The 18,716-nt window shown below is 38.8% G+C and carries 23 protein-coding genes and 2 tRNA genes; 3 read left to right on the top strand and 22 right to left on the bottom strand.

Annotated features, from left to right (window positions below; all coding sequences use genetic code 11):
- Positions 1–192: 192 nt before the first annotated feature.
- From JCM15092_RS10790 to JCM15092_RS10865, 16 genes are all read right to left on the bottom strand, one after another.
- Positions 193–1,398: a site-specific integrase gene (locus JCM15092_RS10790; protein WP_034541922.1), complete on the bottom strand. Its 1,206-nt coding sequence runs from the start codon at positions 1,396–1,398 to the stop codon at positions 193–195.
- Between the two features lie 72 nt (positions 1,399–1,470).
- Positions 1,471–2,118 carry a hypothetical protein gene (locus JCM15092_RS10795; protein WP_024994676.1) on the bottom strand — a complete coding sequence of 216 codons (648 nt, stop codon included), beginning with the start codon at positions 2,116–2,118 and terminating at the stop codon, positions 1,471–1,473.
- 23 nt (positions 2,119–2,141) lie between these two features.
- Complete coding sequence (locus JCM15092_RS10800) at positions 2,142–3,389, bottom strand: relaxase family protein (protein ID WP_024994677.1); 1,248 nt, start codon at positions 3,387–3,389, stop codon at positions 2,142–2,144.
- A 15-nt stretch (positions 3,390–3,404) separates the two neighbouring features.
- The gene (locus JCM15092_RS10805) at positions 3,405–3,773 is read right to left on the bottom strand and encodes a plasmid mobilization protein (protein ID WP_024994678.1); all 369 of its coding nucleotides are present in this window, start codon (positions 3,771–3,773) and stop codon (positions 3,405–3,407) included.
- A gap of 189 nt (positions 3,774–3,962) precedes the next feature.
- Positions 3,963–4,331, bottom strand: a complete 369-nt coding sequence (locus tag JCM15092_RS10810) for a hypothetical protein (protein WP_024994679.1) — start codon at positions 4,329–4,331, stop codon at positions 3,963–3,965.
- 72 nt (positions 4,332–4,403) lie between these two features.
- Positions 4,404–4,853 carry a hypothetical protein gene (locus tag JCM15092_RS10815; RefSeq protein ID WP_024994680.1) on the bottom strand — a complete coding sequence of 150 codons (450 nt, stop codon included), beginning with the start codon at positions 4,851–4,853 and terminating at the stop codon, positions 4,404–4,406.
- A gap of 269 nt (positions 4,854–5,122) precedes the next feature.
- On the bottom strand, positions 5,123–5,728 hold the full coding sequence (locus JCM15092_RS10820) for a hypothetical protein (protein WP_024994681.1): 606 nt from the start codon (positions 5,726–5,728) through the stop codon (positions 5,123–5,125).
- Positions 5,729–5,850: 122 nt separating this feature from the next.
- On the bottom strand, positions 5,851–6,525 hold the full coding sequence (locus tag JCM15092_RS10825; RefSeq protein ID WP_235782336.1) for a P-loop NTPase family protein: 675 nt from the start codon (positions 6,523–6,525) through the stop codon (positions 5,851–5,853).
- Complete coding sequence (locus JCM15092_RS10830) at positions 6,437–7,192, bottom strand: DUF7833 domain-containing protein (protein ID WP_024994683.1); 756 nt, start codon at positions 7,190–7,192, stop codon at positions 6,437–6,439. The genes JCM15092_RS10825 and JCM15092_RS10830 overlap by 89 nt, the downstream gene beginning before the upstream one ends.
- 7 nt (positions 7,193–7,199) lie before the next feature.
- Positions 7,200–7,436 carry a helix-turn-helix domain-containing protein gene (locus tag JCM15092_RS10835; RefSeq protein WP_024994684.1) on the bottom strand — a complete coding sequence of 79 codons (237 nt, stop codon included), beginning with the start codon at positions 7,434–7,436 and terminating at the stop codon, positions 7,200–7,202.
- 246 nt (positions 7,437–7,682) lie between these two features.
- On the bottom strand, positions 7,683–8,084 hold the full coding sequence (locus tag JCM15092_RS10840; RefSeq protein ID WP_024994685.1) for a hypothetical protein: 402 nt from the start codon (positions 8,082–8,084) through the stop codon (positions 7,683–7,685).
- Positions 8,081–8,719, bottom strand: a complete 639-nt coding sequence (locus JCM15092_RS10845; RefSeq protein WP_024994686.1) for a hypothetical protein — start codon at positions 8,717–8,719, stop codon at positions 8,081–8,083. The genes JCM15092_RS10840 and JCM15092_RS10845 overlap by 4 nt, the downstream gene beginning before the upstream one ends.
- Positions 8,720–8,735: 16 nt before the next feature.
- Positions 8,736–9,533 carry a nucleotidyl transferase AbiEii/AbiGii toxin family protein gene (locus JCM15092_RS10850; protein ID WP_024994687.1) on the bottom strand — a complete coding sequence of 266 codons (798 nt, stop codon included), beginning with the start codon at positions 9,531–9,533 and terminating at the stop codon, positions 8,736–8,738.
- Positions 9,530–10,333, bottom strand: a complete 804-nt coding sequence (locus JCM15092_RS10855; RefSeq protein WP_024994688.1) for a type IV toxin-antitoxin system AbiEi family antitoxin domain-containing protein — start codon at positions 10,331–10,333, stop codon at positions 9,530–9,532. The genes JCM15092_RS10850 and JCM15092_RS10855 overlap by 4 nt, the downstream gene beginning before the upstream one ends.
- A 180-nt stretch (positions 10,334–10,513) precedes the next feature.
- Entirely contained in the window at positions 10,514–11,671 is a 1,158-nt protein-coding gene (locus JCM15092_RS10860; RefSeq protein ID WP_024994689.1) for a site-specific integrase, read from the bottom strand.
- A 28-nt stretch (positions 11,672–11,699) separates the two neighbouring features.
- Complete coding sequence (locus JCM15092_RS10865; RefSeq protein ID WP_235782337.1) at positions 11,700–12,893, bottom strand: site-specific integrase; 1,194 nt, start codon at positions 12,891–12,893, stop codon at positions 11,700–11,702.
- A gap of 139 nt (positions 12,894–13,032) precedes the next feature.
- Here JCM15092_RS10865 and JCM15092_RS10870 point away from each other — a divergent pair, with 139 nt between their 5' ends.
- Positions 13,033–13,296, top strand: coding sequence for a GNAT family N-acetyltransferase (locus tag JCM15092_RS10870; RefSeq protein WP_024994691.1), 264 nt, complete (start codon positions 13,033–13,035; stop codon positions 13,294–13,296).
- Between the two features lie 186 nt (positions 13,297–13,482).
- Here JCM15092_RS10870 and JCM15092_RS10880 read toward each other — a convergent pair.
- From JCM15092_RS10880 to JCM15092_RS10895, 4 genes are all read right to left on the bottom strand, one after another.
- Positions 13,483–13,555: transfer RNA gene (locus tag JCM15092_RS10880), tRNA-Gly, on the bottom strand.
- An 8-nt stretch (positions 13,556–13,563) separates the two neighbouring features.
- A tRNA-Tyr gene (locus JCM15092_RS10885) sits at positions 13,564–13,646 on the bottom strand.
- A gap of 72 nt (positions 13,647–13,718) precedes the next feature.
- On the bottom strand, positions 13,719–14,213 hold the full coding sequence (ribH, locus tag JCM15092_RS10890; protein ID WP_024994692.1) for a 6,7-dimethyl-8-ribityllumazine synthase: 495 nt from the start codon (positions 14,211–14,213) through the stop codon (positions 13,719–13,721).
- Between the two features lie 84 nt (positions 14,214–14,297).
- Complete coding sequence (locus tag JCM15092_RS10895) at positions 14,298–14,975, bottom strand: tetratricopeptide repeat protein (protein WP_024994693.1); 678 nt, start codon at positions 14,973–14,975, stop codon at positions 14,298–14,300.
- Positions 14,976–15,116: 141 nt separating this feature from the next.
- Here JCM15092_RS10895 and recF point away from each other — a divergent pair, with 141 nt between their 5' ends.
- A complete protein-coding gene (recF, locus tag JCM15092_RS10900; RefSeq protein ID WP_024994694.1) occupies positions 15,117–16,226 on the top strand; it encodes a DNA replication/repair protein RecF in 1,110 nt (369 codons plus the stop codon).
- Between the two features lie 2 nt (positions 16,227–16,228).
- Entirely contained in the window at positions 16,229–16,519 is a 291-nt protein-coding gene (locus JCM15092_RS10905) for a DciA family protein (protein WP_024994695.1), read from the top strand.
- On the opposite strand, the gene JCM15092_RS10910 is transcribed toward JCM15092_RS10905, so the two are convergent.
- Together JCM15092_RS10910 and JCM15092_RS10915 are read right to left on the bottom strand one after the other, a co-directional pair.
- Complete coding sequence (locus JCM15092_RS10910) at positions 16,520–17,053, bottom strand: 5-formyltetrahydrofolate cyclo-ligase (RefSeq protein WP_235782338.1); 534 nt, start codon at positions 17,051–17,053, stop codon at positions 16,520–16,522.
- Positions 16,974–18,716, bottom strand: coding sequence for a S41 family peptidase (locus tag JCM15092_RS10915; protein ID WP_024994697.1), 1,743 nt, complete (start codon positions 18,714–18,716; stop codon positions 16,974–16,976). Before JCM15092_RS10915 ends, JCM15092_RS10910 begins: the two co-directional genes overlap by 80 nt.

Here is an 18,716-nt window from a genome sequence, read left to right on the forward strand (position 1 = left end):
ATGCTATACAGCATATTTATGTTGCAATTCGCAAAACTTTTTTCATTAAAACACACATTTTCTAGTAGATTTCTTGTAAAATAGGAAGCCATAAGAAATAAAATAGGTAACTTTGTGGCGGATGATTGACTCTTCCGAAGAGATTTTCTATTCTGATAAACAGTGTTTGAATGATACAAATTGAATGATTTCTTACAAATCTTTTAGTATCTTATCGTTTGCTTGATCTATTACAGAAGTCTTGATTGAAGAAAGATAGATTTGCGTGGTAGCTTCCGAATCATGCCCTAAAGCCTTGCTGATTACAGATAATGGCACGTTTTTATCTCGGGCTGCACTTGCCCAGCTATGCCTTGCTACATACATAGAAAGAGAAATGTCAAGACCTACCATCTTCCCAATCACTTTTAGTTTACGATTTATGAAAAGTCCCTTGCGGCAGTATTGCTTTCGTTCTGTCCCATTCTCTGCTGAAATAATGGGCAGTAGATATTGGATTGCATTCTCTGGATATTTTGCCATCGTGGATTGCATATGAGTTTCCCATTGGATGATTAGCTGTTGGTCTGTTTTCTGACGGCTATACCTTACGAATCCATTTTGTAAGTCCTTTTTCTTGAGATATGCCATATCGACAAAAGGCATTCCTCGAAGATAGAAACTCATGAGGAACATATCACGAGCATAGTCAAGAGAAGAATTGCCTGTTAAGTCCAGCTCTTTGATTTTCTTTATATCAGCCAAACTGATAGCTCTTTTCTCAGTCTTGTCGATTCCTGTATATACTCTCTTGAATGGCTCATTTTGACCGGTAAGCCCTTCTTCTACAGCTTTATTATAAATGGTACGCAAAATACGCATATAAAAGGATGATGTATTGCGTTTCAAACCTTTGACTTTCATGTGGGCTTCATAAAGCTTCATTAAATCAGAATCCAATCGACCAAATGTTAAGTCCACATTCTCACGAAAACGCATAAAGCTGTTTAGCGTGGCTTGATAGGTCTCGCTTGTCCTGATTCTGTTTAACTTCTTTAATCGCTCAACTTGTTTTCTCATAAATTCAAATACCGAATCACATTCATTCGATGCCTGCTGATACATTGTCACAATATCGTCGGTTGTGTAGTGACCTCCATTTTTCTCTAATGTAGTTATCACACCTTGAATTTTGCACTGCAACCAAGTGACTTTGTCTTTAATAAGGCAAAGTTGGTCTTTTCGTAAAGATTCAACATCGGGTATGATTATTCTACCAACGTCCTCATTCCATTCACTTGTAAAGATGTGATAAGAAGTCGGTATCTGACGGACAATTCTATCATGAATTACCTGAAAATACAAAGCCCCTTCTTTGTTTGCATCTGTAGATGCTCTGAATTTTAATTTTACTGACATAGTTTCTTTTTTCGTAAGACATAAGTATACCATATATAGTAAGTGGTACTCAATTGCTTTGAAGTATAAACCCTATGGGATTTGAACAGCTTTCATCATCTGTATGATTTGCACAGCTTTCGCATTATCTTTTCTCAAAGTAGCATTCTCGGCAATCATAAAGCCAAGTAGGAATGTTCCAACAATAATCATCAATCGCACACATAGGCGAATGAATTTTTGAAGATATGTATCGAACCAAAAGCATTTGGCTTTATAACTGATGTACTTCCAAATGTACCTCTTCAAGCCACCATCTACTGGTGGCCAAATAGGAGGCAAGATAGAATTAGCGTTTGGCTTAAATGCATCAACTTTATCTTCTATACTTCGTAGCCGTTTGGTAATCTCTTCATATATCTTATCGGCGGTACTCGTTTCATTTGGATTGGATGCCCTTGTCTCATCCTGCTTCTGTTCCAAGATTCTGCGAATTACATTGGTATTATCTACGATACGTTCTTGATGTTCCACCTTTACTGATTTCATATTTGCCACAAGCCGATTCTCCTGCATATCCATCAGTTCTTTTACACCAAGACTGACGGTGGTCGCAAAGTCGTATTTCAAGGTGGCATAAGAGATTGCTGACAACTGAATAGTTGCTTCTGCCGATTGTTGAGAAGTTTCATTCAAACCATCCAAGTTGATATTATCTTTTCTGCTGTTTCTTATTCCCATAGGATTTTCAAGTTTTGTTGTTGCTATCTGTGCATACCTCTTGAGCGACGTTTACACATTTGATGAGCCATCCGAGCGCAACGATATGCCCATTTGAGGTCGTCTTCATCTTTGTCTTTTCCCCAACCACTCATATCATTTCCTCCACCACCACAAGACATTGACATACTCAATGCACCATCAAGATAACCTGCGAATAGAAGCATGGCAGTAGCCTGAACTTTTTCAAGCGTTGCATATTCATTGCCATCTGGTACTGAACATTCATTGGCAATAATATCGTCTGCTGATGCAGGTATGTCCACATCATAATCGTGATACTCATCAGTTGAGATTGTATAGTGGTTTATGATAGGTGCAGGCTTAAGTATAACAGGTTTGAGTACTGGCACGGGAGGTGATTGATTCACTTTTGCAGTCCTAGCAGGTGCTGTCCAAGTTCTATCTTCAACTTTAGAAGCTGCAACCTTTGCATCATTCTCAGCATGAAGCTTAGCCCAAGTTTTCAAAATAGTGGATGGCATAAGATTGCGACCTTTACCCAACTTCGATGATTTATATTTGGAGTTGCCCCTCATGATGGCATAACCGGTTACTTTATTTTTGGTATCACGATGCAAGTACGGTTTATATCCATGTTGTTCAAGCCTACGTTCATATTCTTCCCAAGTGAACGAATTCATGTTTGTCAGTATCTGAATACAGGCATCCGAAATCTCTTGTATATGGGCTTGCTCAATATCTTCAGGATTCTCCCATCCACGTCTTAGATTTATGATTTGGGCAGCCATCACAGCTTGTCTCCCGACAAGATGGTCATCATTGACATTGCCTTCCATGTCCACACGACTGGCATCAATGTGAAGATGTAGAATGCCAGAGATACTATCACGATGAAGCGCTGCCACATACTGGCTGTTAGCCAAATTGGTAGCTTTAGAACTGGCGCGCTGTGTGCTATCCGACAGATCTATAGAATCAAATGCTTGGATGAACTCGTTTGTCAAACGTTCCCAATCAGCCATCGTCCATCCTGCGGTCTCTTCATTGGTTGGGGATATTTCCATTCTTATCACCGTGTTTTTTATAGGTCTTCGCTTAGGGTTGTCACCAGCCACCTTTGCCAAATGGAGATCCATACGTTGCCACATGGCTTCGGCTGAAATACCTTCGGGCAAGTGGTTCGCTTTTATCAGGTCGGCACGGTCTTGATCAACCGCATAATGCACGGCGTTTGCGCCATGGTCTATGCTTATAGCTTCGGCTACCATAATTGGCTATGGAAATTAGTTCTTCATGTAAATGATAATCTCACTCCATCGTTGAATCAATGGTACGGAAGCTCGCATCCATCGTTCAACAAATGCAGGGTCTTTGAATACTAAACCTCGCTTATCAGCTTGGATAGATTTCACAGCTGCTGCAATCTTGATCAAGTCTGCACGTGCATCGGACAAACTACACAACGCATCTATTTCACGGTCATCCAATCGCTTGCGTGGATGCTGGCCTAATGCCACTTGTCTGGTGTACTCACTTACAGATAAGCCACACTCTTTTGCCAGTGCTTCTATCTTTTCATATTCTGCTTTGGTTACTCTTGCCTCCAATCGCTTGATGCGCTTTGGGACTTCATTTTTGGTTTGTTTCTTCATTTAAAAAGAGGTTTTTGTGTTTGTGGTTTTATAAAAGTGACCAACTCAATGCGAGCCTGCGAGCGTTGCAAGAAAGCTAATGTGGTATGAACGAGCGAAGCGAATTTGTACGACATTGGCACTTCTTGTAAATACCAACAAAAGTTCTGGTCACTACGGGGTGTTTTACTTTCAGGTTTTCGGCATCCATTAACCTTGATGGGGAGTGTAAACTTCCTCTTCATGTGGTTGCTGGGTGTCTGTTGATGGACTAGTATTAGTGCCGTCATCGTTAACGGATAGCGTTGCCGATAGGCTGTCATTATGCTCTGTTCTATCTGCATTTCCATTGTCTTGCCTTGAGGTGTACAAATCATCATCAGCGGAAGAGGATAACCTCATATTATCATCATTGTTGGCAGATTGAACTATGGATAGCTGTGAAGAACAGATTGGTTCATTAGCATTCATAGCCGACTTATTCGTTGTAATATCTGCATCATCGTTTGCTGGTTCGTTAGATTGGACGATAGGGATTGAGGTCGCTACAGATTCAATAGACTGATTCTCGATATTCATTGAAGATTGTGTGTAATTGCTGTGGAAGTTGGATTGACCAGATAGCTCAGAAGTAGGTGTACTCTCACCAGCCTATAGATTGCCTGTACTTGCCACGAGTTTCGTAGTTGATTCATCAGCAGTCGTACTTTTCTGTTGCCGGTCTTTTATATGAATGTAGTGAGGATTAAGAATCTGCTGATTGTTCACATACCATGCCGATACGCAATGTAAAGTATGGATACTTGTTCTGTTATTCTTTTCAGATGTGATAACACCTAGCTGCACCATGCAATCGAGCAGTTTGGTTACAGTCTTCTTGTCATAGTCCAATTGGTTGCCCAGTTCCACTGCGGAGATAGCCACCTGACCTACATGAAGAATAGTGGTGAAACCTGTAATCTTATAGGTGGTCTCTTTTGTGACTGCGTTATCAATCAATAGCTTTAGAATCTTCATCCGATCGATGTGATATTTGCTCTCGGCAAAGAATTTCAGTTGTTCGTCAGACAATACGATACAATAGTAGTAGTCGTTTTTCATATACTCCGTGTTTCGTTTATAAATGAGTTTTTGGGTTAGCCACGATACCTGTTACCTTCTTGCTTACCGATTCATGCTTCTGATTCAATTCGTATAACTCAAGCAAACAATTGTAGTGGTCAATCGGTATTTGATCCAAGAAGATTGTTAGGCATGATAATAGTCGCTCATCAAGAATAGTCAACATACAAGAGGATAACAGGATGGTGGCAATTCAGTCATCGACACAGAGTTATTTTTCTGAGCCGATAGCTGAATGCATCAATGGTTTAGAACGTTGCCAATCGTTTCATCAACTCTCTGAGGATAGGCTCGCGAAATTCTTTAAGAAGCTTATCTTCGTAGATATTGGTAAGTCGATACTGCATACCACTTTCCTTGAACAGAGGATTCTCGATACCGGGTAATTTCATGAACGGGCTTGTGATTTTAGCACGTCCAGACAAACCATAATACTCGGCTACCTCAAACCAGGCATTGCCCAAATGTTTACCCACAGAATCCATATTCACCACATAGCCGGCTCCATCATACAAGGTGATTAGGATATGATAAGTACAATGCAAGGTTTCTGGGTTCTTTGTACAAGTGATGATAAACTGGTCAAAGTAGTGACCTTGGCGTGCAAATGCTGCGAACAGATTCACAAAAAGTTCATGGCGATACTCATAGCACTCGGCTTCATCTTTCGGTGGACATTCCACTTCCATATCCACGAACTTATGGATAGCTTCTTTGTTTTCTGAGCTCTGCTCTACAAGGTCTTCTCCAGAAGCCACATTCTGAGCATAAATAATCTCTGTTTCAATAGTGTTTTGAAAAATTGCATCCAAAGCAGACTGAACGCTGTCGTAAAGCTCAATATTAGCCTTCATATTTATTTTGTGTTTGTAGACCTACATTCCCGATAGATCTATTGATTTTGTAATCCTTCATGCTCCGTTGTATATCAACCTGAGCAGAGAATGTGAAGGGCTGAATGAGTCTGTAGCTATGGCTACTTCATTCGATAAGTTGGGTTTGTAAACTCGATAATGTCCATCATCTCGTTGAGCCTGTCCGCTATGCGGTCGCCATACTTCTCACGTATCTGAACCAATGTCAGGTTCGTCGTAAAAATGGTGAATAGCTGCTCGTCATAGCGTTTTGTCAGCAGGTCAACAATTGGATTAAGCACATTGCCATAATCTAAAATCTCGCGAGGTTCCGTTCCGAGGTCGTCAATCGCTAAAAGTGGAATCGTCTTGATTCGTTCCCAGGACGAAAAGTCGTTCTTGTTCTTCCATGCGATTTCATTCGCAGTCATGATACGCAATCCGTAGGTGGAGTTGTCATAGGAATCATGGATTTGCAAGGCATTGATTAGCTGTTGCAATGCTTTCACGCAGGTAGTCTTGCCATTGCCACAATATCCGCACAATGCTATTCCAAACTTGCCATTATTGCTGGTTAGGTTCTCTGCCATGCAATCCAATTGCTTTTCAAAAGCCTCATTCGTTATAAACTCACGATGACGGTGCTGTACTTCCGCCTGAACTGCCGTCTTCAGTGCTGCTCGTGCATCATCTTTTGATAATGGAAGTCTAAAACGTTCCTTGATACTCCTTTGGTGAAGCAACCGGTACATCAGTGCTTCTACGTTGGGTTGTGGTTTCTTGTTGTTTATAAGCATTCTTCTTGTTATTTAAAATTGTCTTCTTTAACCAGTTGAAGAAATAAGTTCGTACTTCTTTTTCTTCCCTTCTTTCAATGCCAGATATTTTGAGGTATTGGAAGAACTGGCTGATATAGTTCTCTATCTCCGTATGACTGAGCTCCATTTGTTGAGAAGATGACAGTAGGGAAATGATAGATTCTTGCCATGATGTATCATTCGATAATCGCAATTCCAATTCATCTAACCCAGACTCATTCTCACGCGCATTATTATTAGAATTATCTTTATTATTGTCTTTATCTTTTATATTATAAGGGGACAACTGCTCCGACAATTCCACCGACAACGGCACCGACAATTGCTCAGACAACTTTACCGACATCTCCACCGACAATGGGGATATACGCTCCATGATGGTATAAGTTGGAGCTACTTCCTTACCCTTTCCGGGAACAAAACTGATAAAGCCACGTTGTTTAAGACATTCTCTGGCCTTTACCAAATTCTGCTTGCTTGTCTTGATTCGGTTACAAATCATCTCAGTTGGGCAACGGATGGGCATCTGCCATCTTCGTGCATTGGCTCTGTAAAGAAGAAAGAAGTAAAGCGCTACCTCTGTTGAAGAGTATGGCTCATATTCACCTTCTTGCCAGAAACGATTGGTTAACTCGTACAGATTCATATCAATCCTATTTTAAAAGATCTCTCTGGGTGACATAGGCAATAGCTTCTCTGTCGATTTCTTCCTGTGATGACACACGGATTCTACGCTGCCACTGGTCCAAATCATTCTTGTCAAAGAAGCATAATTTGCCATTTGGCTTGTAAAACACAATTTCCTTACGCATCATAAGCTTATGTAGATAGGATTTCTTTAATCCCAGATACTCGGCAGCTTCAACCGTCGTGAGTAGTTCACTTCTCATCGTATTTCTGTTTTTAATTGATATTCTATTCGTGAAACCTTTTGGAATCTAAGCTGCATTTCTGCGGCTCATTTTTTCCTTTTTGTTTCGATGCAAATGTACGGCTACTTATCTGTGGGGATTTGTGGATAATTTGTGGTTGAGCATAAAAAAGCGTTTGGTTATATCATTGAAAAACAACAATATAACCAAATGCTAATATTAAACTATGTATAAGTTTGTGGTTGGTTTGTAATCCTGTGTGGTTTACATGTACTCTTTTGCTATTTTGAAGGCTTTTCGAACGTCTTCAACAAATATTTTATTAGCTTTACTGGTCCCGATAGACTCAGCATCTTTATAATGTGATTTGTAATATTCAAGGCTGATATTGCAACAATCAAGCATCTTCATTACCCATTCCATACCTACATCCGGATTACAGAACTCTTTGCTCACTATATATAATAGGTAGCAGACACGATTGTTTTCACGACTACGGACAGTTATCTTTGTCGTTGATTGTTTCAGATTCATGAAGTCGGCAAATTCAGTACCTTTCATTTGCTCAAACTGTCGGCAGTTGCATACTTTAAAAAGCATACAACACAAAGTCAAGTCCACAAGGTCATTGTACTTGGCTGTTTCCTGTAGAAATAGTCTGCTCATAGTACGCCTTGTGCTTTGAGATTATCAATATCTGTAATGATACTCTTGGCTATGCAGTCAATGCGAGTGACCAATACTTCCAAAAACATCATGTCGAAATAATAAAGTGAGACCGTTTTTCTGCGCTCCTTGTCGAAACGTGTGAAAAGCTCGTCTGTTTTTGCATGAGCCTTGTCGTATTCAGCCTTTGCCTTATCACACTTGTCTTCGGTAGCTTGATATTCATCATCCTCATAAGCCATGAAGTCCAAACGGTTGCTTAGTGAAGAGTAATCTTTCCAAAGCTGGGTAGATATACCCTTAGCTTCTTGATATTGTTCTTCAAAAGGTTTGAGGTAGGCATCACAAATTGGCTTTGGGTCAAACGATTGAAAGAAATCTGAATACTGATTATAAATGACAATGAATGATGTAGCTGCCTCAGATAGCTGTTTGGCAATGTCAAACAAATGCTCGGCATTGGTATTCAGCTCATCTTCTGCCATCGCAATAATGGCATTGGTATCCTTGTAATGGAGATAGAATGTAGATAGAACAAGACACTCTTCATATTCAAGAGCCTTGTTCTTCTCGTATTTGACCAAAAGATTATTGATAGTCTGAAGGTCGGTTGCTATGGATGATAGGTTTGTCATTGTGATTCTGACTTAATTACTTGATCAATAGCTTGTCAATCAGTTTTTCACGCACCAATTCGTATGCTTCAATTGGGTCAAATGACATCTCCGGGCGAATAAGCAATTGTGTATCGCCAAGAAAGTCTGGATCTTGCATTTTTTCTTCCATATTGAGGATATATTGCTTATGTGTAGGTGGTTGGCTGACCACAAAACTCATGTACTTACGATAGCAGCGTATGACATCATCCAAATTTACATCTGTTTTGGTTAATGCTTCATACAAGTCGAATAAGTCACGACCTTTTTTGCGTTGATATAGTGCACGAAGTTTCGTGCCGAGCAATTCGGCAAAATGATAGGTGGTGATTTCACATGAACCTTTGAACCACTGACTGTCAACCGTAAAAGGGTGCTTTACGAGTCCCATCTCATTGAAATGCTCGAAACAATTGATTTCAAGTTTCAGACGGATAGGCATGATTGGCGGTATCTCGGACTCCATACGAAATAGCATAGTGTTATTGTACCTCTTTTGCTTGGTAACACGGTCAGGCATAAAGTCCAGAACCTCACCAAGACGAAACATGATGGGTTTGATTGGCCCTGATGTTATCTGGACAAGGTCAATATCTTCACTGTATCTTGGTTGTGGAGACATATAGAGTTTGTGAAGGGCTGTACCTCCACGAAATGCTAATTGACTAGCCAAAAACTCGTCGCTGAAAATTGCGACCAACGCACGTGATATGAGCAAATCTTGCTCAACCTGCACATTCTCTTTCCATGGAACCTGTATGCTCCATTCCTGTATAGATGCTCTGTCTATCATATATCGTCTGGTTCTATTGTTTGATTTATTATAACGTTCCATCGGTTGTCTATCTGGCATCCATCTGTAGAATGGTCAGAATCCAATGGAACTTTCTTCATTCGTTTGTTGTTTGATTTAAGAAGGTTGAACAATGTATTTGCTTGTTCAGTCTCTTCTAAAATGACTTCTGCAATATATCCTAATCGTTGCAATGTGGGAATATTGGTTACAGAAAGTAGGGTTTCGAACTGCTTGTTGAAATCTGTATATTCCAAAAGTTCTTCTAAAACAGTGGCAGCCATGGAAAGTCCACCAATCAATTGGTTATATTGAACTAAATCGACAGCAGTTAGCTCCGGGGAAGAGAATTTCACTCTGCCAGTCTCAGAATTTTTCTGCATAAGCAGATTCTCTGGTATCTCGCGACGATAGTTCCACATTAATTGATTGTTATATTGGCTGGATGTAGTAGTCTTCGGTAGTATAGTTGTTACAGAAAACTTCTGTGGTCGTTGGTGTGCTGCACCATGCAATTCGGCTGCACTAAGTAGGCTTATATAATAAGGCTTGCCTAAATAGGACATCAATTGGTCTATATAATATAAAGGTGGGACAACGCCACGAGCAGAATATTGCACTGGCATTACTGTGTAAAAGCACTTATATACAGATACAATTATCGATTGCTTTGACAAACGATATAATTCAGAGGTAATAACCCTAACAGACGTATTGGGGAATTCCTCCTTTACGTCCGCTATGGAAAATGTAGGTCTTCCTGCAATTTCACGTTGCTTTATCCAACTTCTTATAGTCATATCTGTCTGTTTTGGTGCAAAGATAAGCATTATCTGCTGATTACTGCACTAAAAAAGGCGAAATATGCAACTTTACGACAAAATAATGTATGATTGACACAAAAATCAACCTATATGAGTTGAATTTTGTGTTTAAACTTATATAGGTTGATAATATGGATACCATCTATAATGATGTCTTTATCCGTTTAGTTTGCCGAATGCTTCGTCAATCAAACTGACTGCATCATCCTTCTTCTTATTGATGATTTTTGCATAGATTTGCGTGGTCTCTATTTTGCTATGTCCTAACAGCTTGCTAACCGTATAAATATCAACGCCTAAGGTAAGCATCATTGTTCCGAAAGTATGCCTTGAGCAATGAAAAGTTATCGGTTTGGTGATACCTGCTGCATCCATCCATGGCTTTATATACTGTTTCGTGTTTACTTGGACCGGCAATTTTACAAAGATACGGTCATCATCCTTGGCATTTCCTCGCTCTGGCAACCAGTTGATTGCCTTTTGGGAGATGGGAAGATACAATGGGGTTGTCGTTTTCTGCATCATAATGTTGATGCGCCACTTATCACCATCTTTGATAAGGTCTTTCCAAGTAAGTTGGCGAATATCGCTGATACGCAACCCACAATAGCAGGCAAATAGGAATGCTTGCTTGATGTGAAGATAATCGTGTGGGGTGGCTTCTATCTTTTTCAATTCTTCAATCGTCAAAAATTCACGTTTACTTTCAGGTACTTTTATCTTATCCTGCAAGGATAACTTATTCAGAGGATTATCTGGAATAACATCTTCACGAACTGCCATATTCAGGGCATTTCTTAAACAAGCCATGTAGTTGATAGCCGTATATGTCTTGATGGGATTACCATTCGGGGAACGATAATCATTTTTCAGGAAGTTGGTCAGTCCGATACAATACTTGCGATCCATCTTTGCCAATGGGATATTGATGTTATAAGCGGTGATGGCATGAATCGTATTATGAATCAACTTTTTGTCCTTTACACCTTTCTGCTCCTGCTTTTGTCTGAATGTTTCCATCCATTCAGACAATGTCTGTTTGGATTTCAGCGTGGTAGTTTTTAATCCAGCTTTGTTGTTGGTGTATTCAAGTATTCGGGTGAGCTTGATTGCATTGGCGGCTTGCATGGTCGCCTCATTCTGAGCCTTCGTCATCGCATTAGTCTCTGGTACAAGGTATAGTTTCAAGAACTCATAACTGCGCTTGCCATCAAGATAGCAGTCCAGATATATAGATTGGACACCTTTAGCCAGACTCTTGAATCTGAGTCTGATTGGCTCTTTTGTGGATTTTACTGTAATTTTCTTTGCCATAGTGGTATCTAGTTTTGAGGTTTGTGATTTAAATTTCTGCATCATCCAATAGAGCGATGGCGTCATCTTTCTTTTGGTTAATGATTTTTGCATATCGTTGGGTGTGACGAATACTTGTATGTCCCAATAGTTTTGAAACCGTATAAAGGTCAACGCCAAGTGTCAGTAACATAGTTGCATACGTATGGCGACTTGTGTGAAAACATACATCCTTATTGATTATCCCTGCTTCCTTAACCCAAGGTTTTAGATATTGACCAATCTTATTTTCAGTCAAAGTAGGGAAAACTAAATTGTCTGGGATTCTTTCATCGGTTGGCAACCATTGTATAGCTTGTTGTGGTAATGGAATATAGATAATCTTTTCTGTTTTGAGCATTCTGATTGCTACTCGCCACATACCATCTTCAAATGAGATATCCTTCCATAACATAGCTCTAATATCACCAAGGCGCAATCCACAATTACAGGCAAACAGATAGGCTTGCTTTACGATTTCGCTTTTACAAGGGGTCGCTATCAACTTCTTGACTTCTTCGATAGTGAGGTATTCACGAATCTGTTCAATCGGTTGGATTTTGTCACCAGCCGATAATAGGGTCATTGGATTCATGGGGATGATGTTTTCCCGAACGGCAGTCGTCAATGCCGTACTGAACTCTAATAAAGTATTGAATCCTGACTTTGGACTTAGGTGATTGCCATTTGAACAAGTATAGCCGGTTCTTAGAAAATCAACAAAGCCAAGGCAGAAATCCTTATCAATATCATCCAATGTGACATCTGCATTATATTGCTGTAACAGTGCCTTCACTCTCTTGATAGGAATGAGATTGCGAACGCCTCGTTTCTTTTGAATCTCATAATACTGATCCATCCAATCGGCAAGTGCCAAACTCTGTTTTGAATCATCTGATTGAATATACTTGCTTTGCTCCTGTGATTGCCCCTGCAATTCACGCATACGCTTTTTGCGAAGTTTCTCCGCTTTATTTAAGGTGGCTTTGTTTTTCTTGATGGAAGCATCGTCAATTTCCATAAGCATAAATAAATCAGGGATACGTTCATAAGTACGTTTCCCATTCTCGTATATCTCCAGATATATTGACTTGCGTCCATCTGCTTTATTCTTAAAGTAGAACTTGACAGGCTCCTTTTTATAGGTGATTTTTGATGCTTCCATATCCGTATTATTTTTGTTACCGGCGCAAAGGTAACACAATTCCCTGAATTAGTCGCAGAAACGAGTAACAAAATATAGCAAAAATAAGAAGTGAGAGTAATTCATAAGAAGAACAATTAATTTACATAATGCGTTGATATAAAGCATTATAAGTTCTTATCGCTTCCTTTGATTTTTCTTGATTTTTAGCAAATGGGAAATAGGCTACCATATACATGAACAGTATCAGGGAATGGGGTATGCAAGTGAAGCAGCGCGACTATGCATAGATTATGCCTTTCACTCTTTAAATATTCCGGCTTTATACTCTTATATGAAATATACCAATGTTCCATCATGTCGTGTTGCTGAAAAGTGTGGTATGACGCTTATTGATGAGTATCATGATCCGATAAACATTAAGACTAAGGTTTATTGTATCAAGAATAGAGATAAAGAATGAAAGCTTTCTTTAGTAGCAGGAATACAATCACAGACTTTTGAGACTGATCCAGAATTAGTATTATATATGCATAAAAAAGGAATCCCTCAGAATTTCGGTATGATCCCTGATCCTGAACTACATTATATAATTGGTGTGAGTATAAAAAGATAGGATTTTCATTTTATTGAAAATCCTATCTTTGAGAGCGGAAGACGGGGCTCAAACCCGCGACCCTCAGCTTGGAAGGCTAATGCTCTATCAACTGAGCTACTTCCGCAAATTTTGTGGGCAAAGATGGATTCGAACCACCGAAGTCGAAAGACAGCAGATTTACAGTCTGCCCCATTTGGCCACTCTGGTATTTGCCCTTTTGCTCTTGAAAAACTTCTCAACTTTTGTGTTGATTACGTTTGTTTCTCAATTGCGATGCAAAGGTACGATTATATTTTGATTTTCCAAATATAATCCAACATTTTTATTGCGGAAATTGCACATTCATCGCCCTTGTTACCGAGCTTCCCGCCACATCTGTCCTCTGCTTGTTCCATGTTGTTTGTGGTAAGTAAACCGTAAATAACTGGTATGTCGCTAATTGTGTTAAGATGAGCCAAACCTTGAGTAGTTCCTTGGCATATATAATCAAAATGTGGAGTATCACCTCTAACTACGCAACCAAATGCAATAACTGCATCAACTTTTCCGCTTTTAATCATTTGTTGTGCTCCAAAAATCAATTCAAAGCTTCCGGGAACAGTCTGAATAATTATATTTTCTTCCTTAGCACCATGTTTTTTTAATGTTTTTACTGCACCCTCCATTAAAGGTATGGTAATATTATCATTCCATTCTGCCATAATAATTCCAAATCGCATCTTTTCAGCAGATGGTACAGAATTAAAATCATATTCTGATAGGTTGTGATAAATTGTTGCCATTTATTTATGTTTTATATTTTATAAAAAAAAGGTCGTCTGTACTTTTGGTGCAGACAACCTTTATATTTTTGTTCTATGATTTACTTACTTGATTGAAGCACGTTCAATATATTTGTCAATGTCCATTGACTGGTATGATTCAAAGTACTTATTCTTAATTAAAGTATATGCTTCAACTGCTTCGCTGTTCTTGTTTAGCTTTTCATATAACTCTCCAGCTTGGATAAGGTATATTGGACTTAATGCTTGGCTGTCTGCTTTATCTGCTGCTTTAATAAGAGTAGAAGCAGCTTTGTCAAGTTGTCCTAACTGAGCATAGCAGTTACCAATTGTACCAAGAATAGCAGGACCTACAAGCTGATCATCTGCGCTGAATTTATCAAGATACTTTATAGCATCTTCATATTTGCCAAGCTGAGCAAGAGAGATTCCGGCATAAGCATTAGCTAAGTTACCAGCATCTGTTCCACTAAACTCTTCAGCTACTTTTATGAATCCTTTGTAACCAACGCTGTCACCGTTAAGTGCCAACTCAAAATTACCATCATCAAAATACTGTTCACCTTTAAAAATTGCCTCAGTTGCTTTTGCTTCTTTTGGCTCAGCTATGAAGTGTCTGTATCCTAAGTAGCCACCAACAAGAATAACTGCTGCAGCAATACCGCCAATAAGCTTGTTCTTATACTTAAGAATAAATGCTTCTGAAGAACCCATAACCTCGTCTAGATCTAAAGGTTGATGAGTATGTTTTTTTTCTGCCATTTTATATTTTTTTATTATTATCTAATAATTTATGGAGAACAAAAGTAGTAGAATTATGTGTATTAAAGAAATTTAGAGAGTTTTTTTTTACTAATTCTCTTTTTTCTCGCTAATTTTGTCTATGAATAAAATAAACTGTTAATGATACTGAATCATATATCAATTCTCAATTTTAAAAATCTAGAACAAGTAGAACTCGATTTTTCAAAAAACATAAACTGTATTATTGGTCACAACGGTATGGGAAAGACCAATATACTGGATGCTATATATTATCTGTCATTCTGTAAGAGCTTTTTTAACTCTATTGATTCTCAGAATATTAAGCATGATCGTGAGTTTGTAGTAGTACAAGGTTTCTACTCGACTGATTCCGGTGACCCGGAGGTGATATATTGTGGATTGAAACGAAAGCTGAAGAAGCAGTTCAAACGTAATAAAAAGGAGTATGAACGTCTGTCTGACCATATAGGCTTTATCCCATTGATTATGGTATCACCATCAGATTCAATTCTTATTTCTGGAGGGAGTGATGAGAGACGTAGGTTCATGGATCTTGTTATATCTCAATATGACAAAGGGTATCTTGAAGCATTGATGAAATATAACAAAGCCCTTACTCAGAGAAATATGCTTCTTAAGGCTGACAACATGCCTGATGGAGATGTAATGGATATTCTAGAGGATGTTATGTCGCAGACAGGAAAAGTAATCTTTGAGAAGAGGGAGAAATTTATATCAGAGTTTATTCCGGTCTTCCAGGAGATATATTCCACAATATCACAGAACAAAGAGAAAGTTAGCCTTGAATATGAATCTCATGCCAAATTAGCCGATCTTTCACTCTTATTAAAGGAGAGTAGGGAGAAAGATAGAATTATGGGATTCTCGCTTAAAGGTATACATAAGGATGATCTGATTATGGGACTTGGAGATTTTCCAATAAAGAGGGAAGGGTCTCAAGGACAGAACAAGACATATCTTATTGCACTAAAGTTGGCACAGTTTGATTTCCTTAAAAGAACAGGTAGCAATACTGTACCTATCTTACTTCTTGATGATATATTTGACAAACTTGATGCTACAAGAGTAGAGCAGATAGTACGACTTGTTTCAGGTGATAAGTTTGGTCAGATATTTATTACAGATACAAATCGTGACCACCTCGACAAGATACTTTCTAATAATGATGATGAGTATAAAATCTTCTTTGTAGAGGATGGCAATATTAACGAAATAACTAGAGGATAGCTATGAGAAAAAGTAACGCGGAGTCAATAGGATTGCTTATACGCCAATTCATGAGGCAGAACGGAATGGAGTCACCCTTGAACGAGTATAGGCTTATCCAGTCATGGAACGAAGTTGTTGGTCCTGCCATAGCTCGCTATACTGGTGATATGTATATAAAGAATCAGATACTATATGTACATCTCACCTCCTCTGTATTGCGTCAGGAGCTAATGATGGGTAGAGAGCTGTTGGTGAAAAATCTTAATAATAAGGTAGGTGCTCAGGTTATAGTTAATATCATTTTCCGATAATTATAGCAGTTTGCCGTTTTCAGTCCATACCTCATCCAGAGGTATGTCGAGTTCATCTACAGGTACTTCGTCAACAACCTGAAAAGAGAAACATATTCCTATTTTGGGGGCCTTAATCTTTGGTAGCAGTCTGTCGTAGAATCCTTTGCCACGTCCCAATCTATTGTGATTTCTATCGAAAGCCATACCTGGAATTATTGCGATGTCTATTTTATCAAATTCTGTAAAATCATTTCCGCTTGGCTCTTTTATCCGGAAACTGTTTTGGTCAGTTAACTTCTCTTCATTTACATACTTCCTAAGTACAAGTTCATCTCCGCAGATTACAGGAAGAAGTATACATTTCTCCTTGCACCATCTCTTTATGAACTCGGCAGTTTGCACCTCATCAGCAATGGAGTAATATAATAAAACTGTTGCTGCCTCTTTGAAGGCAGCAATAGTCTCTATTTTCTTAAGCAGTTCTAATGACCAGATCGAAAGTTGTTCCTTTTGGTGACACCTTTTCCGATCTTTTATCTGTTGTCTGAGCAATTGCTTTTGATCTTTTTTTTGCATCTTTTTTGACTTTTGCCGGAGGTTGTGGGAATGATTTGCCTTGATCGAGCATCTCTATAGCCTTAAAAATAGTAGGGTCACTTTGATTGAGATATTTCAAATATGGCTCAGTGCCCAGCATATTGTATATTATATTGCCATAGATATTTTTTTCGAACAACTTATGTGATTTATGCATAAGTATATTTCTTCTCTTCAATCCTTTCTTATCTGCAAAAGAAGCAAATTTATCAAGAAGATTCTGTTTCTTAATATAATTCAGCAGTTCATCTTCATTCTCGTAATTCAAGAGTTTTTGTCTGTTAGCATCAGTATAATAGAATGTAAACTGTAATATCAGCCCTTTGTTAGCTGCTGTGGTGTAATATGAAGTTGCACCAAGCGTATCCTGAGGAACAAAAATGTCAGGCATAATACCACCGCCACCATATACAGTACGCCCTAAGCTTGTGTGATATACAAGAGATTTATTAAGTTTTATACTATCTTGTGAGAAGAACTCTCCATGTTGATATCTTGTAATAAGATCCATTTCATAGCTTGTATCATTACCTTTTACATAAGGTTTTTGTATACATCTGCCAGAAGGAGTGTAGTAACGAGCTATTGTGAGGTGTATTGAAGATCCATCACTAAAGTCTATAGGCTGTTGTACAAGTCCCTTTCCAAAAGATCTTCTTCCTATGATAAGTCCTCTGTCGTTATCCTGAATAGCGCCGGCAAAGATTTCACTAGCAGAAGCTGATCCTTCATCAACAAGCACTACTATTGGCATACTCTGACTACTACCTGTACCATTAGACGAGAAGTTTTCGCGAGGTTGTTTTCTTCCTTCTGTATATACTATAAGTCTGTTCTTAGGAAGGAACTCATTTACCATCTGTATAGCTGCAGCCATATATCCTCCTGTATTTCCTCTTAGGTCGAGTACAAGACCTTTACAGCCTTGCTGGTTAAGCTTAGCAAGAGCAATAAGAAGTTCAGGGTATGTAGTCTCTCCAAACTTGTCGACTTTAATATATCCGAAGTTTTCATTAAGCATATACGAAGCGTTTATGCTCTTTACAGGAATATCGCCACGAGTGATTGAGAAAGATAGTAACTCATTCCCGTAAGGTCTCAAGACTCCTATCTTAACTTCACTTCCTTTAGGACCTTTCAGTCTGCTCATCGCTTCCTGATTGGTAACAATCTTTCCAACAAAAGGCTTTCCCTCAACAGAAATAATTCTGTCGCCAGCCATCAATCCAACCTTCTCAGAAGGTCCTCCTGGTATGACACTATTAATATGTATGGTATCTTCTTGTATTGTAAACTGTATACCTATTCCACTGAAACTACCTTTAAGTTCTGCATTTGCAGCTTCCACATCCTTTGCAGCTATGTATGAAGAGTGGGGGTCAAGCTCAGCAAGAATTTGTGGCATGGCATCTTCCACTAGATTAGCAATATTCACAGTATCTACATATTGGTCATCAATGATTCTCAGAAGAGCATTGAGCTTATTAGATGATGTGTTAATAATTCCCAGTCTGTTGCCTGAAAAATGGTTTGCATAAAAAGTTCCAATCAAAATACCAATCACAATGCTTATTGCTGTAATGATAGGAATGAAACGCGATCTATGATTATTACTCAT

Origin of the sequence: Phocaeicola paurosaccharolyticus JCM 15092 (genome assembly GCF_000613805.1) — a bacterium.
In the GTDB taxonomy this organism is placed as follows: domain Bacteria; phylum Bacteroidota; class Bacteroidia; order Bacteroidales; family Bacteroidaceae; genus Phocaeicola; species Phocaeicola paurosaccharolyticus.

What these genes read in the sequence shown, in the direction of transcription:
- JCM15092_RS10850 (WP_024994687.1), bottom strand. Translation starts at nt 9,533, where the DNA reads ATGATAGACAGAGCATCTATACAGGAATGGAGCATACAGGTTCCATGG.
- JCM15092_RS10840 (WP_024994685.1), bottom strand. Translation starts at nt 8,084, where the DNA reads ATGAGCAGACTATTTCTACAGGAAACAGCCAAGTACAATGACCTTGTG.
- JCM15092_RS10860 (WP_024994689.1), bottom strand. Translation starts at nt 11,671, where the DNA reads ATGGCAAAGAAAATTACAGTAAAATCCACAAAAGAGCCAATCAGACTC.
- JCM15092_RS10795 (WP_024994676.1), bottom strand. Translation starts at nt 2,118, where the DNA reads ATGGGAATAAGAAACAGCAGAAAAGATAATATCAACTTGGATGGTTTG.
- ribH (WP_024994692.1), bottom strand. Translation starts at nt 14,213, where the DNA reads ATGGCAACAATTTATCACAACCTATCAGAATATGATTTTAATTCTGTA.
- JCM15092_RS10905 (WP_024994695.1), top strand. Translation starts at nt 16,229, where the DNA reads ATGAGAAAAAGTAACGCGGAGTCAATAGGATTGCTTATACGCCAATTC.
- JCM15092_RS10835 (WP_024994684.1), bottom strand. Translation starts at nt 7,436, where the DNA reads ATGAGAAGTGAACTACTCACGACGGTTGAAGCTGCCGAGTATCTGGGA.
- JCM15092_RS10815 (WP_024994680.1), bottom strand. Translation starts at nt 4,853, where the DNA reads ATGAAAAACGACTACTACTATTGTATCGTATTGTCTGACGAACAACTG.
- JCM15092_RS10830 (WP_024994683.1), bottom strand. Translation starts at nt 7,192, where the DNA reads ATGAATCTGTACGAGTTAACCAATCGTTTCTGGCAAGAAGGTGAATAT.
- JCM15092_RS10825 (WP_235782336.1), bottom strand. Translation starts at nt 6,525, where the DNA reads ATGCTTATAAACAACAAGAAACCACAACCCAACGTAGAAGCACTGATG.
- JCM15092_RS10820 (WP_024994681.1), bottom strand. Translation starts at nt 5,728, where the DNA reads ATGAAGGCTAATATTGAGCTTTACGACAGCGTTCAGTCTGCTTTGGAT.
- JCM15092_RS10915 (WP_024994697.1), bottom strand. Translation starts at nt 18,716, where the DNA reads ATGAGTAATAATCATAGATCGCGTTTCATTCCTATCATTACAGCAATA.
- JCM15092_RS10790 (WP_034541922.1), bottom strand. Translation starts at nt 1,398, where the DNA reads ATGTCAGTAAAATTAAAATTCAGAGCATCTACAGATGCAAACAAAGAA.
- JCM15092_RS10800 (WP_024994677.1), bottom strand. Translation starts at nt 3,389, where the DNA reads ATGGTAGCCGAAGCTATAAGCATAGACCATGGCGCAAACGCCGTGCAT.
- JCM15092_RS10845 (WP_024994686.1), bottom strand. Translation starts at nt 8,719, where the DNA reads ATGACAAACCTATCATCCATAGCAACCGACCTTCAGACTATCAATAAT.
- JCM15092_RS10895 (WP_024994693.1), bottom strand. Translation starts at nt 14,975, where the DNA reads ATGGCAGAAAAAAAACATACTCATCAACCTTTAGATCTAGACGAGGTT.
- JCM15092_RS10805 (WP_024994678.1), bottom strand. Translation starts at nt 3,773, where the DNA reads ATGAAGAAACAAACCAAAAATGAAGTCCCAAAGCGCATCAAGCGATTG.
- JCM15092_RS10855 (WP_024994688.1), bottom strand. Translation starts at nt 10,333, where the DNA reads ATGACTATAAGAAGTTGGATAAAGCAACGTGAAATTGCAGGAAGACCT.
- JCM15092_RS10810 (WP_024994679.1), bottom strand. Translation starts at nt 4,331, where the DNA reads ATGAATATCGAGAATCAGTCTATTGAATCTGTAGCGACCTCAATCCCT.
- recF (WP_024994694.1), top strand. Translation starts at nt 15,117, where the DNA reads ATGATACTGAATCATATATCAATTCTCAATTTTAAAAATCTAGAACAA.